This is a genomic window from Staphylococcus sp. FSL H8-0121, from assembly GCF_038008425.1.
In the GTDB taxonomy this organism is placed as follows: Bacteria; Bacillota; Bacilli; order Staphylococcales; family Staphylococcaceae; genus Staphylococcus; species Staphylococcus pasteuri.
This window is the reverse complement of the sequence record NZ_JBBOZB010000001.1, coordinates 853,837-874,746: the sequence shown is the minus strand read 5'-3', so window position 1 is coordinate 874,746 and position 20,910 is coordinate 853,837. Positions and strand designations below refer to the sequence as shown.

Annotated in this window: 18 protein-coding genes and 1 pseudogene; 13 read left to right on the top strand and 6 right to left on the bottom strand. The window is 30.7% G+C overall.

Annotation, left to right across the window (positions count from 1 at the left end; all coding sequences use genetic code 11):
- Positions 1-63 precede the first annotated feature (63 nt).
- Positions 64-966, top strand: coding sequence for a fumarylacetoacetate hydrolase family protein (locus LFT63_RS04205; protein WP_017637413.1), 903 nt, complete (start codon positions 64-66; stop codon positions 964-966).
- 235 nt (positions 967-1,201) lie between these two features.
- Positions 1,202-1,603: a YisL family protein gene (locus LFT63_RS04200; RefSeq protein ID WP_029055580.1), complete on the top strand. Its 402-nt coding sequence runs from the start codon at positions 1,202-1,204 to the stop codon at positions 1,601-1,603.
- Between the two features lie 66 nt (positions 1,604-1,669).
- Here the strand turns inward: LFT63_RS04200 and LFT63_RS04195 are convergent, their stop codons facing one another.
- Together LFT63_RS04195 and LFT63_RS04190 are read right to left on the bottom strand one after the other, a co-directional pair.
- Positions 1,670-2,986 (bottom strand): CoA-disulfide reductase, encoded by a 1,317-nt coding sequence (locus LFT63_RS04195; protein ID WP_340768058.1) that lies wholly within the window; start codon positions 2,984-2,986, stop codon positions 1,670-1,672.
- Positions 2,987-3,062: 76 nt separating this feature from the next.
- Positions 3,063-3,887 (bottom strand): Cof-type HAD-IIB family hydrolase, encoded by an 825-nt coding sequence (locus LFT63_RS04190; protein ID WP_029055578.1) that lies wholly within the window; start codon positions 3,885-3,887, stop codon positions 3,063-3,065.
- Positions 3,888-3,999: 112 nt separating this feature from the next.
- Between LFT63_RS04190 and LFT63_RS04185 the strand changes: the two genes are divergently transcribed.
- From LFT63_RS04185 to LFT63_RS04170, 4 genes are all read left to right on the top strand, one after another.
- Positions 4,000-4,308: a metal-sulfur cluster assembly factor gene (locus tag LFT63_RS04185; protein ID WP_017637409.1), complete on the top strand. Its 309-nt coding sequence runs from the start codon at positions 4,000-4,002 to the stop codon at positions 4,306-4,308.
- A gap of 493 nt (positions 4,309-4,801) precedes the next feature.
- Positions 4,802-6,604, top strand: a complete 1,803-nt coding sequence (locus LFT63_RS04180; RefSeq protein WP_029055577.1) for an acyltransferase family protein — start codon at positions 4,802-4,804, stop codon at positions 6,602-6,604.
- A gap of 298 nt (positions 6,605-6,902) precedes the next feature.
- The gene (gene clpB, locus LFT63_RS04175; protein ID WP_340768055.1) at positions 6,903-9,509 is read left to right on the top strand and encodes an ATP-dependent chaperone ClpB; all 2,607 of its coding nucleotides are present in this window, start codon (positions 6,903-6,905) and stop codon (positions 9,507-9,509) included.
- A gap of 193 nt (positions 9,510-9,702) precedes the next feature.
- Positions 9,703-10,236 carry a YbhB/YbcL family Raf kinase inhibitor-like protein gene (locus LFT63_RS04170; protein ID WP_029055575.1) on the top strand — a complete coding sequence of 178 codons (534 nt, stop codon included), beginning with the start codon at positions 9,703-9,705 and terminating at the stop codon, positions 10,234-10,236.
- Positions 10,237-10,292: 56 nt separating this feature from the next.
- On the opposite strand, the gene LFT63_RS04165 is transcribed toward LFT63_RS04170, so the two are convergent.
- Positions 10,293-10,487 (bottom strand): YjzD family protein, encoded by a 195-nt coding sequence (locus LFT63_RS04165; RefSeq protein ID WP_017637405.1) that lies wholly within the window; start codon positions 10,485-10,487, stop codon positions 10,293-10,295.
- A 313-nt stretch (positions 10,488-10,800) separates the two neighbouring features.
- Here LFT63_RS04165 and LFT63_RS04160 point away from each other — a divergent pair, with 313 nt between their 5' ends.
- Both LFT63_RS04160 and fabF read left to right on the top strand, forming a co-directional pair.
- On the top strand, positions 10,801-11,742 hold the full coding sequence (locus LFT63_RS04160) for a beta-ketoacyl-ACP synthase III (RefSeq protein WP_017637404.1): 942 nt from the start codon (positions 10,801-10,803) through the stop codon (positions 11,740-11,742).
- A gap of 11 nt (positions 11,743-11,753) precedes the next feature.
- On the top strand, positions 11,754-12,995 hold the full coding sequence (gene fabF / locus LFT63_RS04155; protein WP_340768051.1) for a beta-ketoacyl-ACP synthase II: 1,242 nt from the start codon (positions 11,754-11,756) through the stop codon (positions 12,993-12,995).
- 44 nt (positions 12,996-13,039) lie between these two features.
- Here fabF and LFT63_RS04150 read toward each other — a convergent pair whose 3' ends face one another.
- Positions 13,040-13,402, bottom strand: a complete 363-nt coding sequence (locus LFT63_RS04150) for a DUF3899 domain-containing protein (RefSeq protein ID WP_225880643.1) — start codon at positions 13,400-13,402, stop codon at positions 13,040-13,042.
- 159 nt (positions 13,403-13,561) lie between these two features.
- Between LFT63_RS04150 and opp4A the strand changes: the two genes are divergently transcribed.
- From opp4A to opp4C, 5 genes and pseudogenes are all read left to right on the top strand, one after another.
- On the top strand, positions 13,562-15,274 hold the full coding sequence (opp4A, locus tag LFT63_RS04145) for an oligopeptide ABC transporter substrate-binding protein (RefSeq protein ID WP_340768049.1): 1,713 nt from the start codon (positions 13,562-13,564) through the stop codon (positions 15,272-15,274).
- Positions 15,275-15,323: 49 nt separating this feature from the next.
- Positions 15,324-16,307, top strand: a complete 984-nt coding sequence (locus LFT63_RS04140; RefSeq protein WP_119622817.1) for an ABC transporter ATP-binding protein — start codon at positions 15,324-15,326, stop codon at positions 16,305-16,307.
- 3 nt (positions 16,308-16,310) lie between these two features.
- Positions 16,311-17,282: an ABC transporter ATP-binding protein gene (locus LFT63_RS04135; RefSeq protein WP_340768046.1), complete on the top strand. Its 972-nt coding sequence runs from the start codon at positions 16,311-16,313 to the stop codon at positions 17,280-17,282.
- Complete coding sequence (gene opp4B / locus LFT63_RS04130) at positions 17,282-18,244, top strand: oligopeptide ABC transporter permease (RefSeq protein WP_126568178.1); 963 nt, start codon at positions 17,282-17,284, stop codon at positions 18,242-18,244. Before LFT63_RS04135 ends, opp4B begins: the two co-directional genes overlap by 1 nt.
- A 14-nt stretch (positions 18,245-18,258) precedes the next feature.
- Positions 18,259-19,142: pseudogene (opp4C, locus tag LFT63_RS04125) on the top strand (oligopeptide ABC transporter permease).
- A gap of 125 nt (positions 19,143-19,267) precedes the next feature.
- Here the strand turns inward: opp4C and LFT63_RS04120 are convergent.
- Both LFT63_RS04120 and trpS read right to left on the bottom strand, forming a co-directional pair.
- On the bottom strand, positions 19,268-19,759 hold the full coding sequence (locus LFT63_RS04120; RefSeq protein WP_340768043.1) for a GNAT family N-acetyltransferase: 492 nt from the start codon (positions 19,757-19,759) through the stop codon (positions 19,268-19,270).
- Positions 19,760-19,856: 97 nt separating this feature from the next.
- Positions 19,857-20,846, bottom strand: coding sequence for a tryptophan--tRNA ligase (gene trpS, locus LFT63_RS04115; RefSeq protein WP_017637396.1), 990 nt, complete (start codon positions 20,844-20,846; stop codon positions 19,857-19,859).
- Positions 20,847-20,910: the final 64 nt, after the last annotated feature.

Genomic DNA, 20,910 nt, shown 5'->3' with positions numbered 1-20,910 from the left:
TGTTATTTCATGGTCATAACAGTTATAATATGTATTAAGATATAGATGAGGAGTTGATTATGAATGAAATTTTTATCATTCAAGCATAATGACAGAACTTCATATGGTGTTAAAGTTAAACGTGAAGATGCTGTTTGGGATTTAACATTAGTATTTGCAGATTTTGCAGAAAGTGATTTTCATCCGAAAACATTATTAGCAGGATTACAACAAAACCAAACGTTAGATTTCCAAGAACAAGTACGTAAAGCAGTTGTAGCTGCTGAAGATAGCGGTAAAGCTGAAGATTATAAAATTTCATTTAATGATATTGAATTTTTACCACCGGTTACTCCACCAAATAACGTTATCGCATTTGGTCGTAACTATGAAGATCATGCAAGTGAATTAAACCATGAAGTACAACGATTATATGTTTTCACTAAAGCAGCATCATCATTAACAGGTGATTTAGCAACAATTCCAAATCACAAAGATATTACTGATCAATTAGATTATGAAGGCGAGTTAGGTATTGTAATTGGTAAATCAGGAGAGAAAATTCCTAAAGCATTAGCGTTAGACTATATTTATGGATATACAATTATCAATGATATTACTGACCGTAATGCCCAAAATAACCACGACCAAGCATTCTTATCTAAAAGTTTAACAGGTGGTTGCCCAATGGGACCATACATCGTAACTAAGGATGAACTACCTACACCTGAAAACGTTAATATTGTTACTAAAGTAAACAATGAAATTCGTCAAGATGGTAACTCAGGTGAAATGATTTTAAAAATTGACGAATTAATCGAAGAAATTTCTAAATACGTTGCTTTACATCCTGGAGATATTATTGCTACTGGTACGCCAGCTGGTGTTGGTGCTGGTATGCAACCTCCAAAATTCTTACAACCTGGTGATGAAGTTAAAGTAACTATCGATAATATTGGTACGTTAACTACTTACATTTCTGAATAAGATTAAACTAGTTATAATTAATTAGATAATATAGTTAAAGGCCTGGGACATAAGTAAATGTCTCAGGCTATAATTATGTTTGGGCTTAGGGTTAGAGTTTTATATTTTTGTTTATTACTATGACGAACAATCTCTTAAAAAGGGTAATAAATTATATACTTATATCATTTAAAATAAATTGTTCGTTTTGTGGTATCATTAGTTAAATAAAATATTAAGTGGAGGGAACATTGATTTGTTACATGTTCATATTTTAAGTTGGGTATTAGCAATTATTCTTTTTATTGCTGCATACTTAAACATTTCTAAAGCACAAGGAGCTACACCATATTTTAAACCATTACAGATGGCATTAAGATTGTTTATGCTATTAACATTAATTTCTGGTTTTTGGGAATTAATTAAAGAATTTGCTGCAGCCAGTAATGGTGAAGGCGGCAATCATATGCTTTTAACATTGAAAATGTTGTGTGGTTTAGGTGTTATTGCATTAATGGAAATTTCTATTACTAAAAGAAAGAAACACGAAGATTCTACAAAATTATTTTGGAGTACAATTGTCTTAATTATTATAACAATGGCAATTGGTGTTATTCTTCCTTGGGGTCCTATCTCAAAAATGTTAGGTTTAGGATAGGTCATTAAATCATTTATAAACTTAAAAACATGCAAAACGATTTTAATTAACCGTTTTGCATGTTTTTTATTGTGCTTTATATCCAATCATATTAATAAGATCTTTAGGATGACTATAAGGTGGGGCATACGCAACTTCAAACTCTGTTAATTCATCAACAGTCATATTATTTTGCATTGCCATAGATAATACATCAATACGTTTATCAGCACCTTCTTGCCCAACTGCAGCTGCACGTATAATTTTTCTAGTATCTTGATCAAAGTATACTCTCAGATGTAATGGTGTATTTCCTGGGTAATAACCTGCATGTGCGCCTTGTTTAGTTTCTACCATTTTATAATTGAATTGAGATAATTCTTCTGGTTTAACACCAACGCTAGCAAACGTATAATTGAAAAATTTAACAATATTAGATCCTAGATATCCTTTAAATTTAATATTATCATTTCCTACTAATTGTTCAGCAATAATACTCGCAGCACGATGTGCGCCCCAGGCTAGAGGAACATTTGCTTTTAAATCAACATGTCTGTAATGTGATGTAATGAAATCTCCAAGAGCATAAATGTTATTTATATTTGTTTGGAAAGCATCATTCACTGGAATAAATCCTTTTTCATCAAGTTGAACGTTAGAACTTTTTATAAACTCAGAGTTAGGTTTAGTACCTATACCTTCAATAATGATATCGTAGTCTTCTTTTATTCCTGATTTGAATGTAATTTCATTACCATTTATATCAGCAATTTCTTCATTTAAACGATATTGAATATGTTTATCTTTTAATTCATCAAAGATAGGTTGATTCATATCTTGATCCATTAATTTATTTACCTGTTCAGAACGATGAATAAGTGTGATATCTAATCCTCTATGATATAAATTTTCTAATACTTCTAATGAAATATACCCAGCACCTACAATTAATGCTTTTTGAGCATTATTTTTATCAATAAATGAATTGATAGCGTCTGTATCTTCTAGGTTTCTTAATGTAAAAGCTAAGTCTGTATCAAAATTAAGTCGGTTTGCACTACAACCAGGGCTTAAAATTAAGTAATCATATGATTCTTCAAACGATTCATTTGTATTTTTATTTTTAATAGTTATAGTTTGTTTGGTATCGTTAATTGCAATGACTTCATGATACGTTTTAACTGATATTTGTTTTTTATCGAAAAACTTATCCGGAGTATAAGCTAACACTTTTTCTCTTTCAGTAATTGTATCACTCAAATAGTAAGGCAATGCGCAGTTGGCAAAGCTCATATCTCTATCTTTTTCAAAAATTATAATCTCGCTTTCAGAGTCTAAACGTCTAATTTGACTTGCACAAGTTGCACCACCTGCAACTGCACCGACGACAACTATTTTACTCATGCGGTTATACCCCCTGATATAATAAAATTCTGAGACAGCATAGTATATCTATCTCAGATGTGTTGAAACGCTATTCTTATGAATAATAACGTATATTCAAATCAAAGAAATTATTTAAATATCTTCCAATTCCATCTTCATTATTACTAAATGTTGTTTCATCAGCAATATCCTTAAGTTCTTGAAGACCATTGTCCATAGCAATACCATATTGTGCGTATTTAATCATTTCGATGTCATTATCTTCATCACCAAAAGCAATAATATGTTCTGGTTCAATATTTAAAAATTGTCTAACTTGGTCAATACCACGAGCTTTGTTAATACCGCGTTTAACAATTTCAATGACAGGAAATGGTGCACCCCAACGACGGTGTTCAATATTTTCAGCATAAAACTGTGTTAATTTATCTTTGATTTCTGGAATTTTGCTTTCTTCTGCTTCTACTAATAGAGATGTTGGTGCTTCGTTAAGTTGTTCTAATAAATTACCAGTTTGTATTCTAGGATTTCCCATTGAGAAACCTTCAAATAGACGAGGATCATGGTTGTTAATAAACACATAATCTTTTACTTCAGCAATAATATTAGTTACATGAAATTGCTGTAATTTTTCGATAATATTTTTAGAAATATCTATATCTAAAACTTCATGTATTGTATCAAAATCGTTTGATTTAGGATGATGTACATACGCACCGTTAAAGTTTACGACAGGCGTATCCATATTTAATTCATGATAATACATTTGACTGGCACGATATGGACGGCCTGTAGCAATCATGATTGAATGACCACGTTGTTGTAATTCTGTTAAAACTTGTTTTGTATAATTAGAAATTTCTTTATTATCATTTAATAATGTTCCATCTAAGTCTAAGCAAATTAAATGAGGCTGCATAACGTTCTCCTTATGTCGTAATAATATATTGTAGTTGTATCATAGCATTTTATTGGCGTTTTGTCGGATATTTGATATATTAGTATAAAGAAAATATAGAGAGGTGATACTAATGGAAGAGGCATTAAAAGATAGTATCCTAGGAGCTCTAGAAATGGTAATCGACCCTGAATTAGGTATTGATATTGTTAATTTAGGATTAGTATATAAAGTTGATGTAGATGACGAAGGACTTTGTACTGTTGAGATGACATTAACTTCTATGGGTTGTCCTTTAGGACCGCAAATTATTGATCAAATTAAAACTGTATTAGCAGAGATTCCAGAAATTCAAGATACTGAAGTTAATATCGTATGGAATCCACCTTGGAATAAAGATATGATGTCTAGATACGCGAAAATTGCTCTAGGTGTTGGTTAATCTAATTCTGATAATAAGAATGGTTATGTAGTAATATACACATTGCGTGTATACATTACATACCATTCTTTTTTATGTGGTCTAAATTAGAGATGGCAAATTAAGATGAATTAAATTTAAAAATTTACGCTATCTAAACGATAAGAAACCAATATTCTGAAAATAAAAATGTATTTATTAATAAATTTAAAAAAATCCAATCGTCATTAAATAAATAATATTCAATTGCTATTTAAATTGAATTTATATTACGGTTGTATTACAATAATTAAGACTAATTGTAACTTGAATGCAATAAATTTAAGTAATAAATAAGTTGTTGCAAGTTTATTTTAACCAAATCATTATTAGTCATAAGATTTATCAAGTTGTTTTAATTATTTCTCAATAAGTAATGAAACTTAGATTAAATACAAGATACATGACTATTTTAATATAAAACTTAAACTACTATGAATATTCGAAAATGATTTGATGGGGAAGAAAGTGAAATATGAATAAGGAATATAAAAGCACTAGAAATAGGGGAAAGAAATTAAGATATATGCCTGGTTTAGATGGTTTAAGAGCAATTGCTGTTATCGGCATTATTATTTACCATTTAAATAAACAATGGTTAACAGGCGGATTTTTAGGTGTAGATACATTTTTTGTTATTTCAGGTTATTTAATAACGAGCTTATTATTAAAAGAATACGAAGAAAATGGCATAATCAATTTAAAGAATTTTTGGTTACGTCGTTTGAAAAGGTTAGTTCCAGCTGTATTAGCGCTATTATTAGTAGTTGGTATAGCCACATTACTTTTTAAATCAGAAGAGATAGTTAGAGTAAAACATGATATTATTGCTGCAATATTTTATGTTTCAAATTGGTGGTATATCGCTAAAGATGTTAACTATTTTGAACAATTCTCTTTTATGCCACTTAAACACTTATGGTCATTAGCTATTGAAGAACAGTTTTATTTAGTTTTTCCAATAGTTTTAATTACTTTATTACTAACTTTAAAGAAATACCGTAATGTGACGCTCATTTTTTGGATCATTTCATTATTATCACTTATGTTAATGATTATCATTTCAGAGCCACATCTGAACCATTCAAGAGTATATTTTGGTACAGATACGCGTTTACAAACATTATTATTGGGTGTCATATTGGCATTTTTATGGCCACCATTCAAATTAAAAGCACAACCTCCTAAAGCGTTACAACGTGCAATAGATATTGTAGGCATATTAGGATTAGCATTTTTAATTCTATTATTTGTAACTGTTCAAGACGAAAGTGACTGGATTTATAATGGTGGATTTTATATTATTTCTGCTATGACTTTATTTATCATTGCTAGTGTGGTGCATCCAGCAACATTTGTGTCTAAACTATTAGGTAATACTTTGTTTGTATACATAGGTAAACGGTCTTATAGTTTATATTTATGGCACTTTCCGATTATTAGTTTTATTCATAGCTATTATATTGATGGACAAATTCCTTTATATGTCTACATTATAGATATTGTTTTAACATTTGTTTGCGCTGAGTTGTCATATCGTTATGTAGAAACGCCATTCAGAAAACAAGGTTTAAAGGCATTTACTTTGAAACGTAAGTATAAACCTGCACTTATTAGAACGATTACGATTATTATTTTAATTATTCCATTTGCTTTTATTATGATTGGTTCATTTGATGGATTAGGTAAAGATAAAATTAATCATAAGTCCAATTCATTTAACACAGATTTAGAAGATAAGTATTTAATTAGAATGATTCCTATTGATAAAATTGGTCAAAATGGAAAAAATGATACAGATGTAGATACAGATATTAGTCCATTATTAATAGGTGACTCAGTAATGGTAGACATAGGGGAAACTTTTAAAGACAGTGTACCAAAAGCTAAAATTGATGGTAAAGTTGGTAGAAATTTATATCAAGCGATTCCATTAGCAGAACAAAATTATTCTCATTATAATAAAAAATCTGATCAAGTTGTATTAGAATTAGGTACTAATGGTGATTTTAATAAAGAACAACTTGATGATTTAATTAGTAAATTTGGTAAAGCTCAAATTTATTTAGTCAATACACGAGTACCAAGAGGTTATGAAAATCACGTTAATAAGCTAATGGCTGATGCAGCAAAAGAAAAGAGCAATGTGACTTTAATTGATTGGTATAAAAGATCAGAGGGTCATACAGAATACTTTGCACCAGATGGCATTCATTTAGAAAATAGTGGCGTAAAAGCACTTACTGACGAAATTTTAAAACATATTAAAAAGAAATAATCTAATCACATAAAGGAGTAGTATTGAAAGATGTTTATTAAACTAAACGTACTCAATACTACTTCTTTGTTTATATTTTAAAAAATGTGAATTCAATACATAAAGAGGTTTTAGTTTGAGTTTTTCGGTATTATCCATTCAAAATTTAATTGATTAAAATTAATAAAAATTTTAGGTTCAAGTTGTTGATTAATTTTAAAAAGAGGACTATAATATAGTTAAGGTCAAAGAAAGTCAAAGTCAAAAATAAACTTTGATAAATGAATGACTGACTCTAAATAAATAGAGGTGAAAACAATTGGATATAAATAAAATGACTTATGCTATTCAAGGCTCATTACAAAGAGCAATTGAATATAGTAAAGAATTTGAATTACAAAATATAGAAATAGAAGCAATACTAAAAGCAACATTAAACGAAAGTGAAAGTTTATTTAAAAGTGTGTTAGAACGTGCAAATATTGACGTAGACCAATTAGAAAAAGCTTATGATAAGAAGTTAAAATCTTATCCAACTGTTCAAGGTGATAATGTTCAATATGGACAATATATCAGTTCTAAAGCAAACGGATTAATGAACAAATCTGAAACTTACATGAATGATTATGATGATGAATTCATTTCTATGGAACATGTTTTAAGAGCAGCTATGGACATTGATCAAACAACTAAAGAATTCATAGGTAATAAATCTGAAGTTATCAAAGAAATTATAAATAAAATAAGAGGGGGAAATCATGTGACTAGCCAGAACCCAGAAGTAAATTATGAAGCATTAGAAAAATATGGCCGTGACTTAGTAGAAGAAGTGCGTCAAGGTAAAATGGATCCTGTCATTGGCCGTGACGAGGAAATACGTAATACGATTCGTATTTTAAGCCGTAAAACAAAAAATAATCCAGTACTTATAGGTGAACCAGGTGTAGGTAAAACAGCAATAGTTGAAGGTTTAGCTCAACGAATTGTTAAAAAAGACGTGCCTGAATCATTATTAGACAAAACTATTTTCGAGCTTGATTTAAGTGCCTTAGTTGCAGGTGCAAAATTCCGAGGAGAATTCGAAGAACGTTTGAAAGCAGTACTTAAAGAAGTTAAAGAATCTGATGGTAGAATAATCCTATTTATTGATGAAATTCATATGTTAGTAGGCGCAGGTAAAACAGACGGTGCTATGGATGCCGGCAACATGTTAAAACCTATGTTAGCACGTGGTGAATTACATTGTATTGGTGCTACAACATTAAATGAATATAGAGAGTATATTGAAAAAGATTCTGCCTTAGAACGTCGTTTCCAAAAAGTAGGCGTAAGCGAACCAGATGTTGAAGATACAATTTCAATCCTACGTGGTTTAAAAGAACGTTACGAAGTATATCATGGTGTACGTATTCAAGACCGTGCTTTAGTTGCAGCAGCAGAATTATCTGATAGATATATTACTGACAGATTCTTACCGGATAAAGCGATTGACTTAGTCGACCAAGCTTGTGCAACTATTCGTACAGAAATGGGCTCAAATCCTACTGAATTAGACCAAGTCAATAGACGTGTAATGCAGTTAGAAATAGAAGAAAGTGCATTAAAAAACGAATCAGATAATGCAAGTAAACAACGACTCGAAGAACTTCAAGAAGAATTATCTAATGAAAAAGAAAAACAAGCCTCATTACAATCTCGTGTTGAACAAGAAAAAGAAAAAATTGCTAAATTACAAGAAAAACGTGCTGAATTGGATGAAAGTAGAAAAGCTTTAGAAGATGCGCAAACTAATAATAATCTTGAAAAAGCAGCAGAATTACAATATGGTAAAATACCACAATTGGAAAAAGAATTAAAAGAATTAGAAGATGTCTTCCAAGATGAGCAAGGTGAAGATAACGACAGAATGATTCGTGAAATCGTTTCTGACGAAGAAATTGGAGATATCGTAAGTCAATGGACAGGTATCCCAGTATCAAAACTAGTAGAAACTGAAAGAGATAAATTACTGCACTTAGGTGATATTTTGCATAAACGTGTAGTAGGTCAAGATAAAGCAGTAGATTTAGTTTCTGACGCTGTAGTACGTGCCAGAGCAGGTATCAAAGATCCTAATAGACCAATTGGTAGTTTCTTATTCTTAGGACCAACTGGTGTAGGTAAAACTGAATTAGCTAAATCATTAGCAGCGTCATTATTTGATTCTGAAAAACACATGATCAGAATCGACATGAGTGAGTATATGGAAAAACATGCTGTGTCTAGATTAATTGGTGCCCCTCCAGGCTATGTAGGTCATGATGAAGGTGGTCAATTAACTGAAGCGGTAAGACGTAACCCATACTCAGTTATCTTACTTGATGAAGTGGAAAAAGCCCACAGTGATGTATTTAACGTATTACTTCAAATTTTAGATGAAGGTCGATTAACTGATTCTAAAGGTAGAAGCGTTGATTTTAAAAATACAATTATTATTATGACAAGTAATATTGGCTCACAAGTATTGTTAGATCAAGTATCTGAAACAGGTGATATTAGTGAATCTACTGAAAAAGCTGTTATGGATAGCTTACATGCATACTTCAAACCAGAAATTTTAAACCGTATGGATGACATCGTATTATTCAGACCATTATCAGTTGACGATATGAGTATGATTGTCGATAAAATTATTGGTAACTTGAATATGAGATTAGTAGATCAAAGAATAACTATTGAAGTAACTGAAAAAGCGAAAAAATGGTTAGGTGAAGAAGCTTATGAACCTCAATTTGGTGCAAGACCATTGAAACGATTTGTACAAAGACAAATTGAAACACCATTAGCACGTATGATGATTAAAGAAAACTTATCAGAAGGTACTAAAATAGATGTAGATTTAGATGAAAACAATGAACTAACATTTGATGTTAACAAACCTGAATAATAAATAACTAAAACCAAGAATTTGAATGAAAATTCATCTTCTTGGTTTTTTATTTGTGATGTAAATGGTTGATTTCAGTATTTAAAAGTATGGATTGATTCACATAATGAACTAAACAAATGATGCATATACTTTAATTAGTTAATTTATAATATAATAAGAAATAATAGTAATTATTCGAGGAGTGAACATCATGAAAATCAACACAGAATTTAAAAACAATTTTATCCCATATGCCTATGCAGCTGGCGCAAATGAAAGTGACATAATCAATGGCAATCCAATAAAATCATTTCCTTTTGAAGTGACTGAACTTCCTAAAGATACTCAATATCTTGCTTGGTCATTAATAGACTATGATGCTATTCCAGTTTGTGGATTTGCCTGGATTCATTGGAGTGTAGCAAATCTTAAAGTTTCAAATTCAAATATTTCTGTAAAAGAAGATTTCTCTAGAATTACGACTGACGGTATTCAAGGAAAGAATAGTTTCACAAGTGGCTTATTAGGAGAAGATTTCTCAGCAATTGATAAGTATTATGTAGGACCCACACCTCCTGACAAAGATCATCAATATGAATTAACAGTTTATGCATTAAAAGAAAAATTAGATTTAGATAATGGATTTTATTTGAATGACTTTTTAAAACAAGTAAACAAACATAAAATTGACGAAACAAGTGTACAATTGACGGGGGAGAAAAATTTAAAAATAGTAAATTTATGATATAAATTATAAAAAAACTGGTAGCAACTGTATAAAAGTCTGCTACCAGTTTTTACTTATTCGTATTGTTCAGATTTATTTTTAGGACTAATTATTGCACCTAAAATAGCAGTTGTTATTGTAAAGATAACTGCCATAATGATAGGGGAAACAACATTTAAGCTGTTACCTTCACCATTTAAACTGTTCAACACGAAATTGACCATTTGTAATAAAACGAATGCCCAAAAGAATGTCATGAGGTATTTCATTGCATGCAACCTCCAATATAGTATATATACATATATTTTAATGGAAAAAAGATTGTTTGTATAGAGTGAATCCAAATGAGTTTGAAACAGTGGTATCAAACTTATATATGATATGATTTAATTAAAGCATTTTTGTATTAGTTGAAATTAAAAAGCTATTTAAATGACGGTATTTAATGATTGTATAGCTAATCATATAAGTATGTGTAGAGATAGCAGCTATTCAATTAGATTTCTATATACTTGAGTTTAAAATGAAAAATATGTTAAATTAATACCTGGTATTAAAAATTTATTAAGAAGGTGTACAACCATGGATGTGGGTATTAAAGGTTTCGGGGCATACGCTCCAGAAAATATTGTAGACAATGCCTATTTTGAACAATTTTTAGAAACATCAGATGAATGGATTTCTAAAATGACTGGAATCAAAGAAAGACATTGGGCTAATGAAGATCAAGATACATCAGATTTAGCTTACGAAGCTAGTGTAAAAGCAATTAAAGATGCTGGTATTCAACCAGAAGATATAGATATGATTATAGTAGCGACTGCGACAGGTGACATGCCATTCCCAAGTGTTGCTAATATTTTACAAGAACGTTTAGGTACAGGAAAAGTACCTACAATGGATCAGTTAGCAGCTTGTTCTGGTTTTATGTATTCAATGATTACTGCTAAACAATATATTCAATCAGGTGATTATAAAAATATACTAGTAGTAGGCGCAGATAAATTATCTAAAATTACTGATTTAACTGACCGTTCTACAGCTGTCTTATTTGGCGATGGCGCTGGTGCAGTTGTTATTGGCGAAGTATCAGAAGGTCGTGGTATTATTAGTTACGAAATGGGATCTGATGGTAGTGGCGGAAAATACTTATATTTAGATAAAGAAACTAAGAAATTAAAAATGAATGGTCGTGAAGTATTTAAATTTGCTGTAAGAATAATGGGCGATGCGTCAACACGTGTTGTTGAAAAAGCAGGTTTAACTTCAGAAGATATCGATTTATTTGTACCTCATCAAGCAAATATAAGAATTATGGAATCAGCTCGTTTAAGATTAGGTATTGAACCTGAAAAAATGAGTGTATCTGTTAATAAATACGGTAATACATCTGCTGCTTCAATACCGTTAAGTATTAATCAAGAGTTACAAAATGGTAAAATTAAAGATGACGATACGCTAGTTTTAGTAGGTTTCGGTGGCGGACTTACTTGGGGTGCAATGGTTATTAAATGGGGAAAATAGGAGGATAACTAATGAGTGAAAATAATAGAGTTGTTATTACTGGTATCGGAGCCTTATCTCCAATCGGTAACGATGCTGAAACAACATGGCAGAATGCACTAAAAGGAGTTAATGGTATCGATACTATTACAAGAATTGATACTGAAAATTATAATGTGCATCTAGCAGGCGAATTAAAAGATTTTAATGTAGAAGATTTTATTGATAAAAAAGAAGCACGTCGTATGGATAGATTTACGCAATATGCAGTTGTTGCTGCTAGAGAAGCAGTACAAGATTCCCAGTTAGACGTTAAAGCGAATGCAAATCGTATTGGTGTGTGGATTGGTTCAGGTATCGGAGGAATGGAAACATTCGAAAAAGCCCATACTCAATTAGTTGAACGCGGACCAAGACGTGTAAGTCCATTCTTCGTGCCAATGTTAATTCCAGATATGGCGACAGGACAAGTATCTATTGATTTAGGTGCTAAAGGTCCAAGTGGCTCAACTGTAACTGCTTGTGCAACAGGAACTAACTCAATTGGTGAAGCATTTAAAATCATTCAACGTGGTGATGCGGACGCAATGATAACTGGTGGTACGGAAGCTCCTATTTCACATATGGCTATTGCTGGTTTCAGTGCGAGTCGTGCATTATCTACAAATGATGATAAAGAAACGGCTTGCCGTCCATTCCAAGAAGGCAGAGATGGCTTTGTTATGGGTGAAGGTGCAGGAATTGTAGTTATAGAATCTCTTGAATCTGCAAAAGCACGTGGTGCTAAAATTTATGCAGAAATTGTGGGCTATGGTACAACAGGTGATGCTTACCATATTACTGCACCAGCGCCAGAAGGTGAAGGCGGTTCTAGAGCAATGCAAGCAGCACTTGATGATGCGGGCATTGAAGCAAAAGATATTCAATATTTAAATGCGCATGGTACAAGTACTCCAGTGGGTGACTTATACGAAGTACAAGCTATCAAGAATACTTTTGGTTATGCAGTTAATACATTAAAAGTTAGCTCAACAAAATCTATGACAGGTCATTTACTTGGCGCAACTGGTGGTATTGAAGCGATTTTCTCTGCTTTATCAATTAGAGATTCAAAAATTGCTCCAACGATTCATGCAGAAACACCTGATCCAGAATGTGATATAGATTATGTGCCTAATGAAGCTCAAGACTTAGAAATTACACATGCAATGAGTAATAGTTTAGGTTTTGGTGGACATAACGCAGTACTGATTTTCAAAAAATTCGAAGACTAAAATATACAAAACGCAAGTGTCGGCTTAATGTGACACTTGCGTTTTTAAATAGTGAAAGAAACAATAATAGTGACGATAACTAACAATATATTAATACAAAGACTAGGGAGCACCCATGAGGAAATCATGTAGTGTTCCTTTTTTGCGTTTTTAGGATTAAAAAACGCATCATCTTTCATACTTTTCTTTTTCGAATTAGATGAAAGTTGGTATGTTAAACGTCGAAAACCATAACTAGTGACATCGAATATGCCTTCCTGTACTAAAAGAATAATAAACAATAGTATGAAAGAAATTAAAGATACATAAAATAAGACGTTAATATAATCAGTCCATGTATGAGAAGTCCAAATCCAAAATAGAAAAGATATGATGACTGTTATAAATAATTTTTTAGGTTTTGAAATTTTTTTGATTCTGTAAATTAAATAATAAATCAAAATCAATATATTAGTAATTTAACAAAAACATTGAAAACTGAAAATTCTAAAAACAAACTTGTCTTATTTTCCATCAATAGTAAAATACATTAATAACAACTAGAATCTACGAAAGGAATTAAATTTATGAAAAAGAGGATATCTAAGTATTTCATACTTATATTAACAACAATTTTTATTTTAAGTGCTTGTGGAACTAGTAAAGAAGAAAATAATAAAGACGTCTCAAAAACTGAAACTTCCAATCATAAAGGAGGTACTTTAAAGGTAGGACTTGGCCATGCACCAAGTGGTGTCTATTCTCCAATATTATCTTCAGATGCTAGTGATTCTGAAGTTGTAAATTATTTTAATGAAGGCCTACTAAAAATAGATAAAAAAATTAAATCTCAACCATATATTGCCTCATGGAAAGATATAGATCCTGGTAAAAAAATTGAATTTAAAATAAAAAAAGGAATCAAATGGCATGATGGAAATGAACTAAAAATAGATGATTGGATATACACTTTAGAGGTTTTAGCTGATAAAGATTATGACGGATCATATTATCCAAGTGTTGAAAATATAAAAGGTGCTAAAGAAAAACATGAAGGTAAAGCTAACTCAATAAGCGGTATTAGAAAAATAGATGATTATACTATGGAAGTTACTTTTGATCAGAAAAAAGTTAATTATTTAACAGGATTTCCTAGTGACGCATTATTGAGTAAAAAATATGTCGGTGATATTCCTGTAAAAGATTTAGCTAAATCGGATAAAATTAGGAAATACCCTATTGGTATTGGTCCTTATAAAGTTAAGAAAATTGTTCCAGGAGAGGCAGTGCAACTTGAAAGATTTGATGATTATTGGCAAGGCAAACCTGCTCTAGATAAAATAGAATTAAAGGTTATTGATCAACCACAGATGATAAAAGCACTAGAAAAAGGAGATATAGATTTAGTAAATAATGCAACTGGTAGTATGGCTAAAGAAGCTAAAAAGTCAAAAGAGAAATTAAAAGTTCTATCAGCACCAGGACTTGATTATGCATTTATAGGATTCGTATCTCATGATTATGATAAAGCTACAAACAAAACTGGAAAAGTTAGACCTAAATATGAGGATAAAGAACTAAGAAAAGCATTACTTTATGCATTTGATAGAAAAAAATGGATAAATGCATTTTTCCAAGGATATGGCACTGAGTTAAATACTTTCGTACCTTCTGTTCATTGGATTGCAGCAAATGATAGTGAATTAAATCACTATAATTATGATCCAGATAAAGCGAAGAAAATTTTAGATAAATTAGGATATAAAGATAAAGATGGGGATGGATTTAGAGAAGATCCGAAAGGTAAACCATTTGAAATTAATTTAAAACATTATGCAGGAACAAACCCAACTTTTGAACCAAGAACAGCTGCAATAAAAGATTTCTGGGAAAAAGTAGGACTAAAGACGAAAGTAAAAATGGTGGAATTTGGAAAATATAATGATGATTTAGCTAATGCTTCTAAAAATATGGAAGTTTACTTCAGATCATGGACAGGCGGTACTGATCCAGATCCGTCAGACTTATACCATACTGATAGACCACAAAATGAAATGAGAACAGTAATGCCTAAATCAGATAAGTATTTAGATGATGCGTTAGACTTTAATAAAGTTGGAAACAATGAACAAAAACGTAAAGATATTTATGTTAAATGGCAAAAATATTTGAATGAAGAGTTACCAGCGTTGCCAATTTTACAAATAAAATCTATTAGTATCGCTAACGATAAAGTGAAAAACTACGATATAGAACTTGGAAATGATTCACCATTGTATAAAATGACAAAAGATAATTAATCTTATGCAACCTCGACATTGTGTCGAGGTTGCTTTTTAGGGGGACAGTATGAAAAAAGAATTACTTGAAATTAATGAATTAGAAACATCATTAAAAATACATAATAGCTGGCATCCAACTGTAGAAGACATAACTTTTAAATTAAATGAAGGTGAAGTTTTAGGAGTTGTAGGAGAGTCGGGTTGTGGTAAATCAATCATGAGTAAATCTATTATTAATCTTTTACCTGAGAAAATTTCTAAAATAACACATGGTGAAATTATATTTGAAGGTCAACGAATTGATAATTTTAATGCTAAAGAATTTAATAAATTACGTGGTAATGATATTGCTATGATTTTTCAAGAGCCAATGACTGCGTTGAATCCTGTATTTAAAATAAAAAATCAAATTATTGAAAATATAAGAATACATCAGCGTTTATCTAAAAAAGAAGCGTATGAAAAGGCTAAAGATTTATTAACAAAGGTAGGTATACCTAGACAAGATGAAATATTAAATAGCTATCCACATCAACTTTCAGGCGGTATGCGACAAAGAGTAATGATTGCAATGGCAATATGTTGTTCACCTAAACTATTAATAGCCGATGAGCCAACAACTGCCCTTGATGTAACAATACAAGCTCAAATATTAGAACTATTAAAACAAATCCAAAAAGAAAATAACATGGCAATTATTTTAATTACACATGACTTAAGTGTTGTTTCAGAATTTTGTGATAAGGTGATGGTAATGTATGCGGGTCAAATTGTAGAGTATGGTGATTTGGAAGATATTATTGTAAGACCTAAACATCCATATACTAAAAAACTACTAAACACATTACCAAAACTTGATGAAGTTAAAGAACGTCTAGATACAATAGAAGGAATTGTTCCTTCTATCTTAGAATTTGGTCATAACCACTGTCGTTTTGCAAATAGATGTTCTGAAAAAATAAAAATTTGTGACAAAGTCCATCCAAAATTTATGAAAGATAAGGATAGATTAGTACGTTGTCATTTATATGACAATAAAAGTGAGGGGTAATTTATGGAGAACATCTTAGAAGTAAAAAAGCTTAAAAAATACTACCCAATTAAAAGTTCAATATTTAATAAAAAAAGATTTGTCAAAGCTGTAGATGATGTTTCATTTCATATAAAAAAAGGACAAACTTTTGGTTTAGTAGGAGAATCTGGTTGTGGAAAATCTACAATAGGAAAGTCTATTTTACGTTTAGAAGACGTAACTTCAGGTGACATCATTTTAGATGGGGAAAATATCACACATTTAAAAGGGAGAAAATTAAGAGAAGCTAGACAAAACTTTCAAATCATTTTTCAAGATCCTTATGCTTCATTAAATCCTATGCAAATGATTGGTAACATTATTGCTGAACCAATATTGAACTATAAAAAGATAAATAAAAATGATGTAAAAGCTGAAGTGTTACATTTATTAAAATGTGTGGGTTTAAATGAAGATGCTTATTATAAGTATGCACATGAATTTTCAGGTGGTCAGCGTCAACGAGTGGGTATCGCTAGAGCAATTGCATTAAAACCTAAACTTATTATTGCAGATGAACCTGTTAGTGCTTTAGATGTTTCAGTTCAATCACAAGTATTAAATATTTTAAAGGATTTACAAGAAGAATTTAATCTAAGTTTATTATTTATAGCTCATGATTTAAGTGTGGTTAAGCATATAAGTGATGTTATTGGTGTAATGTATCTTGGCTATATTGTAGAAATAGCTTCTGATTCAGATATTTACAACAGACCTTTACATCCTTATACTCAAGCATTAATATCATCAATTCCACAATTCAATTCTAGTAGAAAGAAAAGAGAATTGTTGAAAGGAGAATTACCTTCTCCAAGTAACCCACCAAAAGGTTGTCCGTTTCAAACTAGATGTCCATATGTAAAAGAAATATGTCGAGAAAAAATGCCTAAATTAAAAGAACATATAAAAGGACATCAAGTAGCTTGTTTCTATCCGAAAGTGGGGGGGATTTAATGCTTAAATTAATTTTAAAAAGACTTGGTCTAATGGTACCGTTATTAATTTTAATATCAATGGTTGTATTTGCATTAGCTATTATTCAGCCAGGAGATCCATTTTCTGGGCAACATGGACCAAATGTAAAACAAGAAGCAATAGAAGCTCAAAGAGAAAAACTGGGTTTAAATGATTCAATAACTACTCAATACATAAGATGGGCTAATAATATTCTACATGGAGATTTTGGAGAATCCATAAAATATAAACGGCCTGTTCTTGACTTAATAGAAGAAAGATTACCTAACACTATTTTATTAGGAACAGTGTCACTAATTATTACTTATGTAATTTCTTTTGCTTTAGGAATATATTCTGGAAGATATGCTTATAGTATTGGAGACTATTCAATACAAGTATTTAACTATCTAATGTTAGCCATTCCATCGTTTATTGCTGGTGTATTTGCAATTTTTCTTTTTGCATTTAATTTTCATATTTTCCCGTTTCAAGGTTCGGTCGATATCAATTTAGAAGAAGGTTCATTAGCTTACTATCTCAGTAAGTTATATCATACAATACTACCTGCTACAACACTCGGATTACTATCTACGGCTGGTTATATTCAATATCTAAGAAACGACATAATTGAGAACTCTAAAAAGGATTATGTATTAACTGCTAGAGCAAAAGGATTGTCAGATAATAAAATTTACTTTAAACATATTTTGAGAAATTCTTTGATTCCTATAATTACCTTTTTAGGTGCAGATATAGTTAGTATTCTTGGAGGAGCAGTTATAACTGAAACTATATTTTCATATAATGGAGTTGGAAAATTATTTTTAGAATCAGTAACTGGGCAAGATTATTCACTAATGATGGCTTTAACTTTATTTTTTTCATTTTTAGGATTACTTGGAAATTTAATATCAGATATAACATATGGTTTAGTTGATCCTAGAATTAGAAGTAATTAACAAGGGGGACAACTATGAATCAAAAGTCAAAATCGCCTTTTAAAATTGCATTAAATAAGTTTTATCATAACAAAATTGCGATGATATCTTTATTTTTTTTGATAACTGTTATTATTATTTCAATATTAGCACCATTGATTGCACCACTTCCTATAAATAAACAAGATTTATTGAATATTAAAGGTGACATGTCTCTAGAAAATATTTTAGGAACTGACTCAGGTGGTAGAGATAACTTTAGCAGATTGCTTTATGCCGGTAGAATTTCCTTAAGTATAGGAATAATTTCAACTTTAGGAATGTTAATAATAGGTATTACAATAGGTACATTATCTGGGTACTTTGGTGGCATTATTGATACTGTAATGATGAGAATTACTGAATTTGTGATGCTGTTTCCGTTCTTAATATTTGCAATTGTATTAAATGCAGCTTTAGGTGATAAGATTAAAAATCCATACGGGTCAGCGATTATTTTAGTATTTGTAATTATCATTTTGAGTTGGGGTGGTATTGCTAGATTAGTTAGAGGCAAGGTTATGCAAGAAAAAGAAAACGAATATTTTTTAGCTGCTAAATCTATAGGTACTCCTACTCATAAAATTATATTTAAGCACTTATTACCAAATATAATAAGTGTTGTGATAGTGCAAGCTACTTTAACATTTGCGGGAATGATTGTTGTAGAATCTGGATTAAGTTTTTTAGGATTTGGAATTAGTAAAGCAATACCATCTTGGGGAAATATGTTAAGTGATGCTCAAGAGGGTGATGTGATTAGTGGAAAACCATGGATATGGATGCCACCAGCGTTAATGATAACATTAACTATTTTAAGTATTAATTTTGTTGGTGAAGGTTTAAAAAAGATGCATTTAATCCTAAAGGGCGCAGGTAAAGAAAATAGTTAATCAATCGATAGAGAAACTGGTAAAAAGAAAAAATAATTAAATTAAAAATGGCGGAGAAAAGCGTATCGATACGTTTTTTCTTCGCCATTTAATTTATATCATTTATGATCAACTAATGTTTAAATTCCTTCATTAAATTAAACCATTTTATACCACCATGTTGGGAACTAGAAACCCCTTTATTAACGTAACCATATTTTTCATAAAATGGTATCAGTTCTTCTTTACAGGTTAATGTTATACCTAAACGATGGTGTGTTTTAGCTCGTTGTTCTATTTCATTTAGTAATTTACCAGCAAGTCCTTGATTTCTTTGTGATTGATCAATGACTAATCCTAATATAGCTACATAACCTCCAGTTGTTGAATTCTCATCTATACTTTCAAATAAATCATCGGTAATGAATGGTTGATTAATTACCGGTCCATTAATATAACCAACAACCTTTTCATTCAATTCAGCGATAATAAACGTATCATTAATCATTTCAATTCTTTTTATTAAAGCTGATTTTGTTGCTGCTTCTTCTGGTGTAAAACCTTGGTTTTCAATAATTAAGATTTCTTCTAAATCATCTATTTTGGCATTTCTAAATTGATACAAAATAGATTCCCCCTAAAATACTTTATGAAATTTTGGTATAAAAGAAACCATTCAAAGTATAAACACTTTGAATGGAAAATTAATTTTCGATAATAATTTATCTTTTACGTCCTAAGCCCATAGCTTTTTCCATTTTTTTCAACGTTTTAAATGAGGCTTTTTGAGCTTTGTCTCTACCTTTATCTAAGATATCATCTAGTTCATCAGAATTATAGTAAGATTCATATTTTTCTTGGAAATCGATTAAGAATGATTTTACAATTTCTGCTAAATCACCTTTGAATTTACCATAACCCTCTCCAACGTATTTCGCTTCAATATCTTTAATTGTTTCATTAGTTAGTCCTGAATAAATAGATAATAAATTAGAAACGCCTGGTTTATTGTCACGATCAAACTTAATAACACCATCGGAATCTGTGACAGCACTTTTAATTTTTTTAGCTGCAACATTTGGTTCATCTAATAATGAGATAAAGTTCTTTTGGTTATCGTCACTTTTACTCATTTTTTTAGTAGGGTCTTGTAAACTCATAACACGTCCACCGACTTTAGGCATACGAATTTCTGGTTTAGTCAATACGTCGTTATATTTACTATTGAATCTATCTACTAAGTTACGAGTTAATTCCATATGTTGCTTTTGATCTTCTCCAACAGGAACAATATTTGTATTATAAATAACGATATCAGCTGCCATTAAAGGTGGATATGTAAGTAATCCTGCTGGTACTCCGTCAGTTCGTTTTTGCGCTTTGTCTTTAAATTGTGTCATACGTTCTAATTCACCGATTGAAGCGATTGTAGTGAGCATCCATCCAGCTTGGACATGTGCTGGTACTTCTGACTGAATAAATAGTGTTGATTTATCAGAATCAATGCCTGATGCTAAATAAATCGCAGCTAATTGTCTGATTTGTTTACGTAACTTCAAGCGGTCTTGTGGTACTGTGATAGCATGTTGGTCAACAATACAAAAGAAACATTCATAGTCATTTTGAATTTCTTCGAATTGTTTTAATGCACCTATATAATTACCAATTGTAGGTATACCACTTGGTTGAATGCCTGAAAATAATGTTTCCATATAAGATGCCTACTTTCTCAAATAATATTTACATATCATTATAACAGTATTTCTTTAAAATGTA

Coding starts and splice junctions, on each gene's coding strand:
- fabF (WP_340768051.1), top strand. CDS start 11,754: ATGAGTGAAAATAATAGAGTTGTTATTACTGGTATCGGAGCCTTATCT.
- LFT63_RS04190 (WP_029055578.1), bottom strand. CDS start 3,887: ATGCAGCCTCATTTAATTTGCTTAGACTTAGATGGAACATTATTAAAT.
- LFT63_RS04160 (WP_017637404.1), top strand. CDS start 10,801: ATGGATGTGGGTATTAAAGGTTTCGGGGCATACGCTCCAGAAAATATT.
- trpS (WP_017637396.1), bottom strand. CDS start 20,846: ATGGAAACATTATTTTCAGGCATTCAACCAAGTGGTATACCTACAATT.
- LFT63_RS04165 (WP_017637405.1), bottom strand. CDS start 10,487: ATGAAATACCTCATGACATTCTTTTGGGCATTCGTTTTATTACAAATG.
- LFT63_RS04170 (WP_029055575.1), top strand. CDS start 9,703: ATGAAAATCAACACAGAATTTAAAAACAATTTTATCCCATATGCCTAT.
- LFT63_RS04180 (WP_029055577.1), top strand. CDS start 4,802: ATGAATAAGGAATATAAAAGCACTAGAAATAGGGGAAAGAAATTAAGA.
- LFT63_RS04135 (WP_340768046.1), top strand. CDS start 16,311: ATGGAGAACATCTTAGAAGTAAAAAAGCTTAAAAAATACTACCCAATT.
- LFT63_RS04185 (WP_017637409.1), top strand. CDS start 4,000: ATGGAAGAGGCATTAAAAGATAGTATCCTAGGAGCTCTAGAAATGGTA.
- opp4B (WP_126568178.1), top strand. CDS start 17,282: ATGCTTAAATTAATTTTAAAAAGACTTGGTCTAATGGTACCGTTATTA.
- LFT63_RS04140 (WP_119622817.1), top strand. CDS start 15,324: ATGAAAAAAGAATTACTTGAAATTAATGAATTAGAAACATCATTAAAA.
- LFT63_RS04205 (WP_017637413.1), top strand. CDS start 64: ATGAAATTTTTATCATTCAAGCATAATGACAGAACTTCATATGGTGTT.
- opp4A (WP_340768049.1), top strand. CDS start 13,562: ATGAAAAAGAGGATATCTAAGTATTTCATACTTATATTAACAACAATT.
- LFT63_RS04195 (WP_340768058.1), bottom strand. CDS start 2,986: ATGAGTAAAATAGTTGTCGTCGGTGCAGTTGCAGGTGGTGCAACTTGT.